This is a genomic window from Pseudomonas sp. GW821-FHT01E10, from assembly GCF_059422365.1.
Genome location: NZ_JBWKWT010000003.1, coordinates 138,295 through 154,436 on the forward strand (window position 1 = coordinate 138,295; position 16,142 = coordinate 154,436).

A 16,142-nucleotide genomic window follows, 5' to 3' on the forward strand; every position below is an offset into this window, starting at 1 on the left:
GACTCTGTTCCGGGTTTTTTTTGCTCCAATGAAACGCTCCACCTGCTGACCGCGAACCCTGTAGGAGCCGGCTTGCTGGCGATGGCGGCATACCAGACGCCACCGAGTATCCCGGCTATAGCCATTTGGCATCCCACAATGGGTAATCGTGCACACGTGTGACAAGCCCCGCACGCAATGGATTGGCAACGATGTATCGGGCGACCGCTTGCAGATCCGCTTCACGGCGAATCGCGCGATCATGGAAACCTCTCTGCCATACCATCCCTGCGCTCCAGTCGCGCGTTTACCGCCCGCGCGCTGCGCGATTTGGTTGCCAGCACCAACGCCGACAACGAGTTGTTCTTCAGTTCGACCAGCCAATGAAAATGGTCGGGCATCACCACCCAGGCGAGGGAATCGACCCATTCTTCTTTCTGCGCCTGACGAAAGTGGTCTACCACCAGACGTCCTGCCCGCCAGTCAGTAAAAAACGGGGTGCGATTCCAGGTGACAGCTGTCAGCAGGTAGATTTGGCCGGTTTGGGAATAACGTCCGGCGCGTAAGCGATTGGCATGGGGAAGATCGGGCATTCCATTGCCCTCCTGTGTTTTGAGAGAAACAGAAGGCTAGTACGCAATAGTGAGGGGCATTGCCAAAGTTCAGTTCTGAATGTGTCGGTACGATCGCCATCGCCAGCAAGCCGGCTCCTACAGGGTTTGCGTGAGCCCGTTGCCTTGTCGGACGAAGCTGACTAACATGTCAGAAAATTCATCCTATGATTGGATGAAAGGGCGAATTCTATGTCAGATATTTCTCCATTAATTAAACGGTCCTTGGTCGATCAGGCCCTGGACCAGCTGCGCCTGCGCATTAATCAAGGTGTCTGGACGGTCGGCCAGCGTTTGCCCACCGAGCCGGAATTGGCGGCTGAGCTGGGCATCAGCCGCAACACCGTGCGCGAAGCCATGCGCGTGTTGGCGTTTTCCGGGTTGATCGAGATCCGCCAGGGCGACGGCAGCTACCTGCGGGCGGTAGTCGATCCATTGGATACGATGAAGGCGCTGTCCCGCTGCTCTCAGGAACAGGCTCGGGAAACCCGGCACATTCTGGAAGTCGAAGCCATCGGTCTGGCTGCATTACGCCGCACCGATGAAGACCTGGTGGCGTTGCGCGAGGCGCTGGGCGTCAGCGGCAGTCACTACCACGGCGATCTCGACACCTACATCGCCTGTGACCTGGTGTTTCACCGTCGTCTGGTGGACGCGGCGCACAACCCGACCCTCAGCGAGCTGTATCGCTACTTTTCCAGCGTCGTGGGCGCGCAGTTGCGTCAGACCCTGAACGTCACCCCCCGACGCCAAGCGGTGTTCGACCTGCATATCGAGCTGCTCGATGCCGTCGAACAACGCGACCCGGAACGGGCCAAAGCCCTGATGAGGCAATTGATCAATGAACCTTGAAACCGAGAATCCGATGTCCAGTCAGCAGGCGAGCCACAGCCGCATCACCGAGCTCAAGCGGACGGCGGAGCTCGAAGAGCTGTTGATCGATGCCGAGGCCGATGATGCAGAGGTTCAGCGAAGTCACCCGCTCCTGCGGCGCCCGTGGCTGTTGCTGCTGGGGCTGATTCTGGTGGCGCTGAACTTGCGTCCGGCGCTGTCGAGCATGGCGCCGATGCTCAGCGAGGTCTCGAAAACACTGGGGCTATCGGCTGCCCAGGCCGGTTTGCTGACCACCTTGCCGGTGCTTTGCCTTGGTCTGTTCGCGCCATTGGCGCCGGTGCTTGCGCGACGTTTTGGTGCCGAGCGGGTGGTGCTGGGGATTCTCCTGATGTTGGCCGGCGGGATTATTCTGCGCAGCTCGTTCGGCGAGATCGGCCTTTTCGCCGGCAGCGTGCTGGCCGGCGCCAGCATCGGGGTGATCGGCGTGCTGCTGCCCGGTATCGTCAAGCGCGACTTCCCGAAACAAGCCGGCACCATGACCGGCGTCTACACCATGGCCCTGTGCCTGGGCGCGGCCATGGCGGCTGGCGCGACCGTGCCGTTGAGCGAACATTTCGACAAGAGTTGGGCGCTGGGCCTTGGCTTCTGGGTGGTTCCGGCCTTGGTCGCGGCGATGTTCTGGCTGCCGCAAGTCGGTCAGAAACACGGCGCACATAACGTTGCCTATCGGGTCCGAGGCCTGTTGCGCGATCCGCTGGCCTGGCAAGTGACCTTGTACATGGGCCTGCAATCGTCTTTGGCCTACATCGTATTCGGTTGGCTGCCGTCGATTCTGATCGGTCGCGGTCTGACGCCAACCCAGGCCGGTCTGGTGCTGTCGGGGTCGGTGATTGTCCAGTTGATCAGCTCGTTGGCGGCACCGTGGCTGGCGACCCGTGGCAAGGATCAGCGACTGGCGATCGTGATCGTCATGGCAATGACCCTCGGCGGCTTGTTCGGTTGCCTGTATGCGCCGATCGACGGTCTGTGGGGCTGGGCAATCCTGCTGGGACTGGGGCAGGGCGCTACGTTCAGCCTGGCATTGACCCTGATCGTGTTGCGATCGCGGGATGCTCATGTCGCGGCCAATCTGTCGAGCATGGCACAGGGCTTCGGCTACACCCTGGCATCCATGGGGCCGTTCGCAGTCGGTGTGGTGCATGACTGGACTGGCGGCTGGACCGCGCTGGGCTGGATCTTCGGTGTCATCGGTCTCGGCGCGATCATCGCCGGCCTCGGCGCAGGGCGTTCGCTGTATGTGCAGGTCGAAAGCGAAAAGATCTGATTCGCACACACTGTCGGTATTCGGGGGGCGAATGCTGATGGTGTTTCGTCCGTTTGCAGATTATCGTGCTGGCAATCTGCCTATTTTTCGGAGCCTGCCCATGAGTGACGCCCACGACGCCTTGATCACCCGGTTCTATCAAGCCTTCCAGCGGCTGGATGCCGAGGCCATGAGCGCCTGCTATACCGACGACGTGGTGTTCAGTGATCCGGCGTTCGGCGAGCTGCGCGGGCGCGATGCCGGCGATATGTGGCGCATGCTCACTACCCGCGCCAAGGACTTCTCCCTGACCTTCGATAACGTGCGCAGCGATGAGCGCACTGGCGGCGCCCATTGGGTGGCGACGTACCTGTTCAGCCAGACCGGCAATATCGTGGTCAACGACATTCAGGCGCGTTTCGTGTTTCGCGACGGCAAGATCTGCGAGCACCACGACAGTTTTGATCTGTGGCGCTGGTCGCGTCAGGCGCTGGGTTTCAAAGGGCTGTTGCTGGGCTGGACGCCGGTGGTGAGAAACGCCGTGCGTGCTCAGGCCTTGAAGGGCCTGAAGGCATTCCAGGCCAGTCGCTGATAAGATCGCGGCTTGTTTTCTTTCAAGCCTTGATCGTCACGTGAGCACCTCGAGCGAATCTTCCGTCATTGCCGCCGAACCGTCGGTGCCTGTCAGCAAACCCTGGTTCGTCTACCTCGTTCGCGCGGCCAATGGTTCGCTCTACTGCGGGATCAGCGACGATCCCGTACGTCGCTTCGCCACCCATCAGAGTGGCAAGGGCGCGCGCTTCTTCCTGTCGAGCCCGGCCGTGGCGCTGGTTTATACCGAGCGCTGCCGCGATAAAGGCGAAGCGCTGCGCCAGGAGCGTTTGATCAAGAAACTCAAGAAAAGCGCCAAGGAATGTCTGGTGGCGAGTGCGGCTGCGGGCTTATCAATCTGACTGATAAGTGCCCATCAGGCAGATGGGTAGGCTGCCCGCCGATTGCGCGCTAAGCTGCGGGCTCCTTATCCGAGCGGCGGAGCCGAGCATGTCCGAGTTGATTCTGCATCATTACCCGACGTCCCCTTTCGCCGAAAAGGCCCGCTTGCTGCTGGGTTTCAAGGGGTTGTCCTGGCGCTCTGTGATGATCTCGCCGGTGATGCCAAAACCCGACCTGACGGCCCTGACCGGCGGCTACCGCAAGACGCCGGTGTTGCAGATCGGTGCTGATGTCTATTGCGACACCGCGTTGATCGCTCGTCGTCTGGAGCAGGAAAAAGCGTCGCCGGCGTTTTTCCCGGAAGGCCAGGAAATGGTCACGGCGACCTTCGCGGCATGGGCCGATTCGGTGGTGTTCCAGCATGCAGTCAGCCTGGTGTTCCAGCCAGAATCGGTAGCGGTGCGCTTCGGCAAATTGTCGCCGGAAGCGATCAAGGCATTTCTGGCCGATCGCTCCGGCTTGTTCAGCGGTGGCAGTGCCACTCGGTTGTCGGCCGAGCAGGCAAAGCATCAGTGGCCAACGATCATGGCGCGTCTGGAGCAGCAGCTTCAACGCGAGCAGGGGGACTTCCTGTTCGGCGAACCGTCGATTGCCGACTTTGCCCTGGCTCACTCGCTGTGGTTCCTCAAGGCGACGCACGTGACGTCACCGTTAGTGGATGCTTATCCGGCCGTTTCGGCGTGGTTTGGCCGCGTGATGGGTTTTGGTCATGGCGCATTCAGCGAGATGACGGCCGAGCAAGCGCTAGAGATTGCCCGCAATGCCACACCGGCCCCGTTGCCGGATGAGCAGTTCGATGAGCCGAACGGGTTCGAGGTTGGCCAGCAGGTGGTGATTGCAGCGACCGATTACGGGGTTGATCCGGTGGCGGGTGAGTTGATGTTTGCCGGCAGCGAAGAGTTGATTGTGCGCCGTGAAGACGAGCGGGCCGGTGTGGTGCATGTGCACTTTCCGCGGTTCGGGTTTCGCATAGAGGCTTGCTGACGTACGCACCTGTGGCGAGGGGGCTTGCCCCCGTTGGGTCGCGAAGCGGCCCCAGCATTTCGATGAGAAAACCGTATCCACGGGAAATTGCGACTGCTGCGCAGCCGAACGGGGGCAAGCCCCCTCGCCACAGGATTGTTTGAAGCTGATGGTTATTTCAGCGCCGCAAGCACCTGGTCCGGGTCATACCCGCGAATCAACGTTCCATTCACATCGATGATCGGAATCCCGCGTCCGCCGAGTGCCTCATAGGCTTTGCGCGCCACGGCATCCTTCTCGATATCGAATTCCTTGTACGGAATACCTTTCTGATCGAGGAAGCGCCGGGTCAGCTTGCAGTAGCCGCACCAGTCAGTGGCGTAGAGCACGACGTTGGCCTTGGCCTGGGTCTGCTCGGACACCACCTGCGAGGGGTGAAGTACCCGTTCGATCTTGCCCCAGTTCTGGTAAACCACGACCACCAGCAGGATCAGCAGGAATTTTTTCAACACGCCGCCGAGCATCAGTTGCGTCGCTTGAGCTGGTCGGTCAGTTGGGTCGGCAGGCCTTTGATGATCAGCGTGCCGGCCTCCTCGTCGTATTCGATCTTCGAACCCAACAGGTGCGCTTCGAAACTGATCGACAGGCCTTCGGCGCGGCCGGTGAAGCGGCGGAACTGGTTCAGGGTGCGCTTGTCCGCCGGGATCTCCGGGGACAGGCCGTAGTCCTTGTTGCGGATGTGATCGTAGAAGGCTTTCGGGCGATCTTCGTCGATCAGTCCGGACAACTCTTCCAGGCCCATGGGCTCGCCCATTTTGGCCTGGCTGCTGGCGTAATCCACCAGGGTCTTGGTCTTCTCACGCGCGGACTCTTCCGGCAGGTCTTCGCTTTCGACGAAGTCACTGAACGCCTTGAGCAGAGTGCGGGTTTCACCGGGGCCGTCGACGCCTTCCTGGCAGCCGATGAAGTCGCGGAAGTACTCCGAAACCTTTTTGCCGTTCTTGCCTTTGATGAACGAGATGTACTGCTTGGACTGCTTGTTGTTCTGCCACTCGGAGACGTTTATCCGCGCCGCCAGGTGCAACTGGCCAAGGTCCAGATGTCGCGAAGGGGTCACGTCCAGCTGATCGGTCACCGCCACGCCTTCGCTGTGGTGCAGCAGGGCGATGGCCAGGTAATCGGTCATGCCTTGCTGGTAATGCGCAAACAGCACATGGCCACCGACCGAGAGGTTGGATTCTTCCATCAGCTTTTGCAGATGTTCGACCGCCACCCGGCTGAAGGCCGTGAAATCACGACCACCGTCGAGGTATTCCTTCAGCCAGCCGCTGAATGGAAACGCGCCGGACTCCGGATGGAACAGCCCCCAGGCTTTGCCCTGTTTGGCGTTATAGCTTTCGTTCAAGTCGGCGAGCATGTTCTCGATGGCCGCGGACTCAGCCAGTTCAGAGTCGCGGGCGTGAAGAACTGCGGGTGTGCCGTCGGGTTTTTTGTCGATCAGGTGGACGATGCAATGACGGATCGGCATGGGCTTCTCGGCTGATTGGAGAGAGGAGGGCGTGCTCCCCCGAAAAAGCGCCCAGTGTACCGCAACCACTGGTTTTGGCGTGGTCCGAAGGGCAATTCGAAGCTCTCCGGCGACCCTGATGTGATTTTTTCCCGATTTAGAGCAATAAAGCTGACCAAATGGGTAGCTAGAGGCGGATATTTCCCCGTCTCTGTGCTAGTTTTGCCCGGTCTTACGCGAAGTCACTGCGTTAAGCGTGCATTCAGCATTTGTCAGGTCGAACCAAACCCTGATTTCGGTATCTATAACCCCGACTCGTCGTGGTTATGGCCGAGGGTGCCAGATCCAGAAGATCGGGCTCGATGGCTGACACTGCACTCTGCAATCCATATGAATTTGATAGGGAAGGAACACTACAATGGCTCTTACTAAAGACCAACTGATCGCCGACATCGCTGAAGCTATCGACGCGCCAAAAACCACCGCGCGTAACGCTCTGGACCAACTGGGCCAAATCGTTGCCGATCAGCTGGAAAACGGCGGCGAAATCACTCTGCCAGGTATCGGCAAGCTGAAAGTGACTGAGCGTCCTGCCCGTACCGGCCGCAACCCTTCGACTGGCGCTGCCATCGAAATCGCTGCCAAGAAAGTGATCAAGCTGGTTGTGGCCAAAGGCCTGACCGACGCTGTCAACAAGTAAGACTTGTTAAAAAAACCGTGCTCCGGAGCAATCCGGGCACGGTTTTTTTGTGTCTGCGATTCAGCGATTGATCAGGCTCAATCGCTGTCTCGGTTGTTACTCAGCTTTTGCGGGCCCAGCGCTCGCGCCAGACCTGTTGCTCGGATTTGGTCTGGAAGGTCCAGGCGACGAAGCGACTTTGCTTCTGCCCTTGGGACATTTCCACGACCTGGCTTTCCAATACGCCGGCCTTTTTCAGCGCCGTCTGGATCGCCGGCAGGTTCGAGGCTTTCGAGACCAGGGTGCTGAACCAAAGCACTTTGTGTTGAAAGTGCGCGCTCTCGGCGATTAGTTGCGTCACAAACCGTGCCTCGCCACCTTCACACCACAGTTCGGCCGATTGCCCGCCAAAGTTCAGCACCGGCAGTTTGCGTTTTGGGTCGGCGCGGCCCAGCGCGCGCCATTTACGCACGCTACCCTTGGTCGCCTCGTCCATCGAGGCGTGGAACGGCGGGTTGCACATCGTCAGGTCAAAGCGTTCGCCGGGTTCGAGCAAGCCCAACAGAATGTGCTTGGGATTAGTTTGCTGGCGAAGCTGGATGGCTTTGTTCAGCCCGTTGGACTGCACGATGGCTTTGGCTGAGGCTACGGCTATCGGGTCGATTTCCGAGCCGAGGAAGTGCCAACGGTAGTCGCTGTAGCCGATCAGCGGATAGACGCAGTTGGCGCCCATGCCGATATCGAGCACCTTGACCGGCGCGCCGCGAGGGATCTCGCCGTCGTTGACGCTGGCCAGCAGGTCGGCCAGGAAGTGCACGTAGTCGGCACGGCCCGGAACCGGCGGGCACAGGTAGTCGGCCGGGATGTCCCAATGGGCGATGCCATAGAACGCCTTGAGCAGCGCCCGGTTGAACACTCGCACCGCGTCCGGGCTGGCGAAGTCGATGCTCTCCTTGCCGTACGGATTGATGATCACGAACTTCGCCAGTTCCGGCGTGCTCTTGATCAGCGCCGGGAAGTCGTAACGACCCTGATGGCGATTGCGCGGGTGCAGGCTGGCCTTCTCGCGTGGCTCCACGGCTTTGGCCGGGGTCGCGGGTTTAGGCTTTTTGCGCGCAGGTTTGGGTGTGCTGGGGGCGGTCATGGGCGAGGTCGATTCGGGTATGGCTAAAAGTGGCGGGTATTGTCCCACATCCAGCTGCTGGTCACCCAATTGTGAAGATCGCCGCATGTCCGTGTGGCAGCGGGTGTTTGGGAGAATGTAGCGGGCATAAAAAAGGGAGGCCGCTGGGGCCTCCCTGTTTCATTGCGATGTGCCGTTACAAACTGGCAATCCGCGCATGTTGCTCGGCCAGCTTGCCCAAAGCCTGTTCAGCTTCAGCCAGTTTGGCGCGTTCCTTCTCGATGACTTCGGCCGGAGCCTTGTCGACGAAACCGGCGTTGGACAGCTTGCCGCCGACGCGCTGAACTTCGCCCTGCAAACGCAGGATTTCCTTGTCCAGGCGCGCCAGTTCGGCGTCCTTGTCGATCAGGCCGGCCATCGGCACCAGCACTTCCATCTCGCCAACCAGTGCGGTGGCGGACAGTGGTGCTTCTTCGCCAGCCTTCAGAACAGTGATCGATTCCAGGCGCGCCAGCTTCTTCAGCAGGGCTTCGTTCTCGGTGAGTCGACGCTGATCTTCGGCGCTGACGTTTTTCAGGAACAGGTTCAGCGGCTTGCCTGGACCGATGTTCATTTCACCGCGGATGTTACGGGTGCCGAGCATCAGACCCTTGAGCCATTCGATATCGTCTTCGGCAGCCTGGTCGATGCGTGCCTCAACGGCCACTGGCCAAGGTTGCAGCATGATCGTCTTGCCTTGAATACCGGCGAGCGGTGCGACGCGCTGCCAGATTTCTTCGGTGATGAATGGCATGAACGGGTGAGCCAGGCGCAAAGCGACTTCCAGCACTCGAACCAGAGTGCGACGGGTGCCGCGCTGACGCTCGACCGGCGCGTTTTCGTCCCACAGCACAGGCTTGGACAGTTCCAGGTACCAGTCGCAATACTGGTTCCAGATGAACTCGTACAAGGCTTGTGCTGCCAGGTCGAAACGGAACTGATCGAGCTGACGGGTCACTTCGGCTTCAGTGCGTTGCAACTGCGAGATGATCCAGCGATCCGCCAGCGAGAGCTCATAGGCTTCGCCGTTCTGGCCGCAGTCTTCACCCTTGTCCAGTACGTAGCGCGCGGCGTTCCAGATCTTGTTGCAGAAGTTGCGGTAGCCTTCGACGCGGCCCATGTCGAACTTGATGTCGCGACCGGTGGACGCCAGCGAGCAGAACGTGAAGCGCAGGGCGTCGGTGCCGTAGCTGGCGATGCCGTCGGCGAACTCGTCGCGGGTCTGCTTCTCGATCTTCTTCGCCAGTTTCGGCTGCATCATGCCGGAGGTGCGTTTCTGCACCAGATCTTCCAGTTCGATACCGTCAATGATGTCCAGCGGGTCCAGGACGTTACCCTTGGACTTGGACATCTTCTGGCCCTGGCCATCACGTACCAGACCGTGCACATACACGGTCTTGAATGGAACCTGCGGCGTGCCGTCTTCATTTTTCACCAAGTGCATGGTGAGCATGATCATCCGGGCAACCCAGAAGAAAATGATGTCGAAACCGGTCACCAGCACGTCGGTGGAGTGGAATTTCTTAAGGAATTCGGTCTGTTCCGGCCAGCCGAGGGTGGAGAAGGTCCACAGGCCCGAACTGAACCAGGTATCCAGAACGTCGTTGTCTTGTTGCAGCGCAACGTCCGGCCCGAGGTTGTGCTTGGCACGCACTTCGGCTTCGTCGCGACCGACATAGACCTTGCCCGACTCGTCGTACCAGGCCGGAATCCGGTGGCCCCACCACAGCTGACGGCTGATGCACCAGTCCTGGATATCGCGCATCCACGAGAAGTACATGTTTTCGTACTGCTTTGGCACGAACTGAATGCGGCCATCTTCAACCGCGGCGATGGCCGGCTCGGCCAATGGCTTGGTGGACACGTACCACTGGTCGGTCAGCCACGGCTCGATGATGGTGCCGGAGCGGTCGCCTTTAGGCACTTTCAGGGCGTGGTCGTCGACGCTGACCAGCAGGCCGGCGGCTTCGAACGCTGCCACGATCTGCTTGCGCGCTTCGAAGCGGTCGAGGCCGGCGTATTCGGCCGGGATCTTGCCGTCGATGCTCTCGTTCAGTGTGCCGTCGAGATTGAACACCTGGGCCGCAGGCAGCACATGGGCGTTTTTGTCGAAGATGTTCAGCAGCGGCAGGTTGTGGCGCTTGCCGACTTCGTAGTCGTTGAAATCGTGGGCCGGGGTGATTTTCACGCAGCCGGTGCCGAATTCAGGGTCGCAGTAATCGTCGGCGATGATCGGGATGCGGCGGCCAACCAGCGGCAGCTCGACAAATTTGCCGATCAGGGCTTTGTAGCGTTCATCGTTCGGGTTAACGGCCACGGCGGCGTCGCCGAGCATGGTTTCCGGACGCGTGGTCGCGACGATCAGGTAGTCGTTGCCTTCAGCGGTTTTGGCGCCATCGGCCAGCGGGTACTTCAGGTTCCACAGGAAACCTTTCTCGTCGTGGTTTTCCACTTCAAGGTCGGAAATCGCCGTGTGCAGCTTGGTGTCCCAGTTGACCAGACGCTTGCCGCGATAGATCAGACCGTCCTCGTGCAGGCGCACGAAGGCTTCTTTCACCGCCTCCGAGAGGCCGTCGTCCATGGTGAAGCGCTCACGGCTCCAATCCACGGACGAGCCGAGGCGGCGGATCTGACGGCTGATGTTGCCGCCGGACTGATCCTTCCATTCCCAGACTTTCTCGAGGAATTTCTCACGGCCCAGATCGTGACGATTCTGGCCCTGAGCTTCGAGTTGACGCTCCACCAGCATTTGCGTGGCGATACCGGCGTGGTCGGTGCCTGGCTGCCACAGGGTGTTGCGACCCTGCATGCGGCGGAAACGGATCAGGGCGTCCATGATCGCGTTGTTGAAGCCGTGACCCATGTGCAGGCTGCCGGTGACGTTCGGCGGCGGGATCATGATGGTGTAGGACTCGCCCTCGCCTTGAGGGGCGAAGTAGTTCTCGGACTCCCAGGTGTTGTACCAGGAAGTTTCAATGGCGTGCGGCTGGTAGGTCTTATCCATGCGCGGCGGGACCCTATTGGCATTTATTCAGGAAAAGCCGGGAAGTATAGCGGGGCACGGGGCGTAGGGCGAGCAGGGGCGGACAGGGCGCAGATCAAATTGTGAAAGGGACTCGTGGCGAGGGAGCTTGCTCCCGTTGGGGCGCGAAGCGGCCCCGGACCATCAAGTCAGGTGTATCAGGTACACCGAGTGTTCGGGTTTTGCGGCTGCTTCGCAGCCGAGCGGGAGCAAGCTCCCTCGCCACAGAAGCCCGCTCGGCTCAAGGTTACTCGTACTGGCTAAGCAACCGTTCCATCCGTGCATCAAGGCGGCGTTTGATTTCGGTTTCGATGTGCGGGGCGAAGTCGTCGATCACGTCTTGCATGATCAATTGCGCGGCGGCGCGCAGCTCGCTATCCAGGTGCAACAGGGCATCGGGGCCCTTGTTGGCGGCAGGGGCCGGCTGGGCGGCCGGGGCGGGTGGTGGCGGTTCGACCTGGGGCGCATGGCCGACGGTGTCGAACAGCATGGGAATCTGTTCCTGGTCGCCTTCAATGACGGCGTCGGTCAGCAACGGCGGTTGCAGGTTGTCATCGCCGAGCAGTTGGCGGATCGACTCAAGGTCTTCCAGCAGGTGCACGGACTTTTGCGGTGGTTTTGGAGTGTCCATCGGAATGCTCAGAGTCGCTGTAAACGGTGATCTTGCAGAGGATAGCCCTGTTCGCGGTAGAAACGAAAACTCTCCCGCGCAGCCGCACGAATCGCCGGGTCTTCCACCACCACTTCCGCCACGCGGGCGAATTGTCTGGCAAAGGCCGGGACTTTCAGGTCGAGATTGACCAGCAGATCCTGATGCTGACCGCAGTCATCGCCAAGACCCAACACAATCAAACCGTCCGGCTCGCTTTCGGCAGGGCCGTGGGGCACGAAGCTTTCGCCCTTGAACGCCCACAACCGCGCATCGAGCGCATCACGCTGGGCGGCATCGCTGCAATGCAGGTAAATGCGGTGGCCCATGCGCCAGGCTTTTTCGGTGAGCTTGCAGGCGAAATCCAGCCGCGCCGAAGGATCGGCGCTGGGCAGGATATAGAAGTCGACTTTGGTCATTGCGGTTCCTGAGTTGCAAGCGGCGTCACCCGAGAGTGACGCCGCTGCAAGTCATCGGTTTCAGGCTTTGGCGCGGTCCAGCAGGTATTGGGTCAGCAGGGGAACCGGACGGCCAGTGGCGCCCTTGTCCTTGCCGCCGCTGGTCCAGGCTGTGCCGGCGATGTCCAGGTGTGCCCAGTTCAGGTTCTTGGTGAAGCGCGACAGGAAGCAGGCGGCGGTGATGGTGCCGGCTTTCGGGCCGCCGATGTTGGCGATGTCGGCGAACGGGCTGTCCAGCTGCTCTTGATACTCATCGAACAGCGGCAGTTGCCAGGCGCGGTCGTCGGCGGCTTGGCCGGCGCTCAGCAGCTGGCCGATCAGTTCGTCGTTGTTGCCCAGCAGGCCCGAGGTGTGGGCGCCCAGTGCCACGACACAAGCACCGGTCAGGGTGGCGATGTCGATCACCGCTTGCGGCTTGAAGCGTTCGGAGTAGGTCAGGGCATCGCACAGCACCAGACGGCCTTCGGCGTCGGTATTGAGGATTTCAACTGTCTGGCCGCTCATGGTGGTGACGATGTCGCCCGGACGCGAAGCGTTGCCGCTCGGCATGTTCTCGGCGCAGGCCAGGATGCACACCAGGTTGATCGGCAGTTTCAGCTCAAGCACGGCACGCAGGGTGCCGAACACGCTGGCGGCGCCGCCCATGTCGTACTTCATCTCATCCATGCCGGCGCCTGGCTTGAGGCTGATGCCGCCGGTGTCGAAGGTGATGCCTTTGCCGACGAGGGCGTACGGCTTCTCGGATTTCTTGCCGCCGTTGTATTGCATGACGATCAGGCGCGGTGGCTGGGCGCTGCCCTGGCCAACGGCGTAGAACGAACCCATGCCCAGGTCCTTGATCTTCTTCTCATCGAGGACTTCGACCTTCAGGCTTTTGAACTCTTTGCCCAGGTTCTTGGCTTGTTCACCAAGGAATGTCGGGTGGCAGATGTTCGGCGGCAGGTTGCCCAGGTCACGGGTGAAGGCCATGCCGTTGGCGATCGCGGTGGCGTGGGCCACGGCGCGTTCGACTTCAGCCTGTGCCGCCTTGATGGTCACCAGAGTGACTTTCTTCAGGGAGCGCGGGTCGGCTTTCTGGCTCTTGAACTGTTCGAAGATGTACTCGCCGTCCACCAGTGTTTCGGCCAGCAGGCGGGTCTTGCCATAGCTGTCACGGCCCTTGACCACCACTTCGTCCAGGGCCAGCACTGCATCGCTGCCGCCCAGGCCTTTCAGGGTATTGAGGATGCCGGCGATGATTTTGCGGAACGGGCGATCGCCCAGTTCTTCATCCTTGCCCACGCCCACCAGCAGCACGCGTTCGGCCTTGAGGTTGGGCAGGCTGTGCAGCAACAGGTTTTGGCCGACTTTGCCGGCCAGGTCGCCGCGCTTGAGCACTGCGCTGATAGCGCCGCCGCTCAGTTCGTCGAGTTGTTTGGCAACGGTGCCGAGCTTGCGGCCTTCGCGGACGGAGACTACCAACGTGGCGGTCTTCAACGTTTCCGGGCTAACGCTTTTTACAACCAGTTCCATGTCCGGGTCCCTGAATTAATGGTCAAACTGCGCGACGCGCAGAGGCTTGCCTATAAGTAGAAAGGCGCCGGTGTGTTGCCAGCGACAAAGGCCGCAGTTTGAACCTCGCTGCCTGCGCCTGACAACCCTCGGATATGCGAACTTCAGCGGTTCAGGTGCTTGCTTGAGCATGCGCAGTGACAGGCGCACTCAATCACAGGATAATGCGCCATCTTTTTCGGCGGCCCTGCCCTGCGGGCCGGCTGATACGTTTGTTTGTTTGGCCGCTTAGCCTGACAACCCTGGAGTGTCTGGTTTGATTGTCTTCCGTTATCTATCCCGCGAAGTCCTGTTGACCTTGAGCGCCGTCAGCGCCGTGCTGCTGGTCATCATCATGAGCGGACGCTTCATCAAATACCTCGCCCAGGCGGCCTCTGGGCTCCTGGATCCAGGTTCGCTGTTCCTGATCATGGGCTATCGCCTGCCGGGCTTCCTGCAGCTGATTCTGCCTTTGGGGCTGTTTCTCGGGATCTTGCTGGCCTACGGTCGTCTGTACCTCGAAAGCGAAATGACCGTGTTGTCTGCTACTGGCATGAGCCAGCAGCGTCTGTTCGCCATGACTCTTTTTCCGGCCACCCTGGTTGCCCTGATCGTGGCGTGGCTGAGCCTGAGCCTGGCACCGCAAGGTGCCAACCAGTTCCAGCTGCTGTTGAACAAGCAGGATGCACTGACCGAGTTCGACACCCTCGAGCCGGGTCGCTTCCAGGCCTTGCGCGACGGCACTCGGGTGACCTACACCGAGCAACTGTCGGATGACCGCATCAATCTGGGCGGCGTGTTCATTTCGCAAAAGAATGTCAGTTCCGACAACAAGGATCGGGGGATTTCCGTACTGGTAGCCGAGAAGGGCCATCAGGAAATCAGGCCCGATGGCAACCGTTACCTGATCCTCGACAACGGCTACCGCTACGACGGTAATCCGGGTCAGGCCGACTACCGCGCCATCAAGTACGACGAGTACGGCGTATTGCTGGCCAAGCCGGACGTCAGCGACGAAGTGACCGACCGCGATGCGATGACCACCAGTTCCTTGCTGAGCAGCGACGACATCCGCTCGCGTACCGAACTGCAATGGCGCCTGTCCCTGCCGTTGCTGGTCTTCATCGTGACCCTGATGGCGGTGCCGCTGTCGCGGGTCAACCCGCGCCAGGGCCGTTTCCTCAAGCTGCTGCCGGCGATTCTTCTTTATATGGCTTACCTGACCATCCTGATTGCCGCTCGCGGCGCCCTTGAAAAGGGCAAGATCCCGCCGGTGTTGGGCTTGTGGTGGGTGCATGCAATCTTCCTGGCCATCGGTCTTGGCTTGCTGTATTGGGAGTCGCTGAGCTTGAAGATGGCGAGTCGCCGCAGCGCGCTGGAGGTGGCCCGTGGATAAGCTCGATCGCTACATCGGTAGCAGCGTGTTCATCGCGATCCTGGCGGTGCTTGGGATCATTCTGGGCTTGGCAACGCTGTTCGCCTTCATCGATGAGATGAGCGACGTCAGCGATACCTACACGTTGATGGATGTACTGAGTTACGTGTTGCTGACCGCGCCGCGCCGCCTGTACGACATGTTGCCGATGGCGGCGCTGATCGGTTGCCTGATTGGCCTCGGCAGTCTGGCCAGTCACAGCGAGCTGACCATCATGCGTGCCGCCGGTGTGTCCATCGGTCGGATCGTCTGGGCCGTGATGAAGCCGATGCTGATCCTGATGGTGGTAGGGCTGGTAATTGGCGAGTACGTCGCACCGGCCACGGAAATCACCGCTCAAGCCAACCGCTCGCTGGCCCAGGGCAGTGGCGATGCGCAAAGCGCCAAGCACGGTTTGTGGCACCGTCAGGGTGATGAGTTCATTCACGTCAACTCCGTGCAACCCAACGGTCTGCTGTACGGCGTGACCCGTTATCGTTTTGACGATCAACGCCACATGCTGTCTTCGAGCTTCGCCAAACGTGCGGAATTCGATACCGATCACTGGCAACTGACAGATGTCACGACCACGCTGTTCCATGACAAAAGTACCGAAGTGGTGACTGCCCCTGTGGAGCGCTGGGAAATAGCCCTGAGCCCGCAACTGCTGAGTACCGTGGTGATGGCGCCCGAGTCGTTGTCGATTAGCGGTCTGTGGAATTACATCCACTACCTGGCTGACCAGGGCCTGAGCAACGGTCGTTACTGGCTGGCGTTTTGGGTAAAGGTGTTGCAGCCGCTGGTGACCGCTGCATTGGTGTTGATGGCGATTTCCTTCATCTTCGGTCCGCTGCGTTCGGTGACCCTCGGTCAGCGGGTCTTCACTGGTGTACTGGTGGGCTTCACCTTCCGTATCGTCCAGGATTTGCTCGGGCCTTCGAGCCTGGTGTTCGGCTTCTCGCCGCTGTTTGCGGTGCTGGTGCCGGCCGGTGTCTGCGCCCTGGCCGGGGTCTGGTTGCTGCGCCGGGCCGGTTGATT

Annotated in this window: 15 protein-coding genes and 1 pseudogene; 8 read left to right on the forward strand and 8 right to left on the reverse strand. The window is 60.4% G+C overall.

What is annotated here, in order from left to right; all coding sequences use genetic code 11:
* Positions 1-115 precede the first annotated feature (115 nt).
* Positions 116-572 (reverse strand): annotated as a pseudogene (locus tag AC07V0_RS07110) (REP-associated tyrosine transposase).
* A gap of 210 nt (positions 573-782) precedes the next feature.
* Here AC07V0_RS07110 and AC07V0_RS07115 point away from each other — a divergent pair.
* From AC07V0_RS07115 to AC07V0_RS07135, 5 genes are all read left to right on the forward strand, one after another.
* Entirely contained in the window at positions 783-1,442 is a 660-nt protein-coding gene (locus AC07V0_RS07115; protein WP_086944735.1) for a FadR/GntR family transcriptional regulator, read from the forward strand.
* Complete coding sequence (locus tag AC07V0_RS07120) at positions 1,432-2,748, forward strand: CynX/NimT family MFS transporter (protein WP_086944736.1); 1,317 nt, start codon at positions 1,432-1,434, stop codon at positions 2,746-2,748. Before AC07V0_RS07115 ends, AC07V0_RS07120 begins: the two co-directional genes overlap by 11 nt.
* Positions 2,749-2,848: 100 nt before the next feature.
* Positions 2,849-3,319, forward strand: a complete 471-nt coding sequence (locus AC07V0_RS07125) for a nuclear transport factor 2 family protein (RefSeq protein WP_086944862.1) — start codon at positions 2,849-2,851, stop codon at positions 3,317-3,319.
* A gap of 40 nt (positions 3,320-3,359) precedes the next feature.
* On the forward strand, positions 3,360-3,680 hold the full coding sequence (locus tag AC07V0_RS07130; RefSeq protein WP_018927103.1) for a GIY-YIG nuclease family protein: 321 nt from the start codon (positions 3,360-3,362) through the stop codon (positions 3,678-3,680).
* 88 nt (positions 3,681-3,768) lie between these two features.
* A complete protein-coding gene (locus AC07V0_RS07135) occupies positions 3,769-4,704 on the forward strand; it encodes a glutathione S-transferase family protein (protein ID WP_086944737.1) in 936 nt (311 codons plus the stop codon).
* 152 nt (positions 4,705-4,856) lie between these two features.
* Here the strand turns inward: AC07V0_RS07135 and AC07V0_RS07140 are convergent, their stop codons facing one another.
* Both AC07V0_RS07140 and yejK read right to left on the reverse strand, forming a co-directional pair.
* Positions 4,857-5,207: a glutaredoxin family protein gene (locus tag AC07V0_RS07140; RefSeq protein WP_018927101.1), complete on the reverse strand. Its 351-nt coding sequence runs from the start codon at positions 5,205-5,207 to the stop codon at positions 4,857-4,859.
* The gene (gene yejK, locus AC07V0_RS07145) at positions 5,207-6,211 is read right to left on the reverse strand and encodes a nucleoid-associated protein YejK (protein ID WP_019581084.1); all 1,005 of its coding nucleotides are present in this window, start codon (positions 6,209-6,211) and stop codon (positions 5,207-5,209) included. Before yejK ends, AC07V0_RS07140 begins: the two co-directional genes overlap by 1 nt.
* Before the next feature lie 397 nt (positions 6,212-6,608).
* Here yejK and AC07V0_RS07150 point away from each other — a divergent pair, with 397 nt between their 5' ends.
* The gene (locus AC07V0_RS07150) at positions 6,609-6,890 is read left to right on the forward strand and encodes an HU family DNA-binding protein (RefSeq protein ID WP_007905514.1); all 282 of its coding nucleotides are present in this window, start codon (positions 6,609-6,611) and stop codon (positions 6,888-6,890) included.
* Positions 6,891-6,990: 100 nt separating this feature from the next.
* On the opposite strand, the gene rlmF is transcribed toward AC07V0_RS07150, so the two are convergent.
* The 5 genes from rlmF to AC07V0_RS07175 form a co-directional block, all read right to left on the reverse strand.
* Positions 6,991-8,013: a 23S rRNA (adenine(1618)-N(6))-methyltransferase RlmF gene (rlmF, locus tag AC07V0_RS07155; RefSeq protein WP_018927099.1), complete on the reverse strand. Its 1,023-nt coding sequence runs from the start codon at positions 8,011-8,013 to the stop codon at positions 6,991-6,993.
* Positions 8,014-8,188: 175 nt separating this feature from the next.
* Positions 8,189-11,035: a valine--tRNA ligase gene (locus tag AC07V0_RS07160; RefSeq protein WP_086944738.1), complete on the reverse strand. Its 2,847-nt coding sequence runs from the start codon at positions 11,033-11,035 to the stop codon at positions 8,189-8,191.
* A gap of 265 nt (positions 11,036-11,300) precedes the next feature.
* Positions 11,301-11,684 carry a hypothetical protein gene (locus tag AC07V0_RS07165; protein WP_018927097.1) on the reverse strand — a complete coding sequence of 128 codons (384 nt, stop codon included), beginning with the start codon at positions 11,682-11,684 and terminating at the stop codon, positions 11,301-11,303.
* Positions 11,685-11,692: 8 nt separating this feature from the next.
* Positions 11,693-12,121, reverse strand: a complete 429-nt coding sequence (locus AC07V0_RS07170) for a DNA polymerase III subunit chi (RefSeq protein ID WP_018927096.1) — start codon at positions 12,119-12,121, stop codon at positions 11,693-11,695.
* A gap of 60 nt (positions 12,122-12,181) precedes the next feature.
* Positions 12,182-13,672, reverse strand: a complete 1,491-nt coding sequence (locus AC07V0_RS07175) for a leucyl aminopeptidase (protein ID WP_086944739.1) — start codon at positions 13,670-13,672, stop codon at positions 12,182-12,184.
* Positions 13,673-13,967: 295 nt separating this feature from the next.
* Between AC07V0_RS07175 and lptF the strand changes: the two genes are divergently transcribed.
* Positions 13,968-15,086 (forward strand): LPS export ABC transporter permease LptF, encoded by a 1,119-nt coding sequence (gene lptF / locus AC07V0_RS07180; RefSeq protein WP_064620163.1) that lies wholly within the window; start codon positions 13,968-13,970, stop codon positions 15,084-15,086.
* Positions 15,079-16,140: an LPS export ABC transporter permease LptG gene (gene lptG / locus AC07V0_RS07185; protein WP_064620160.1), complete on the forward strand. Its 1,062-nt coding sequence runs from the start codon at positions 15,079-15,081 to the stop codon at positions 16,138-16,140. The genes lptF and lptG overlap by 8 nt, the downstream gene beginning before the upstream one ends.
* Positions 16,141-16,142 lie beyond the last annotated feature (2 nt).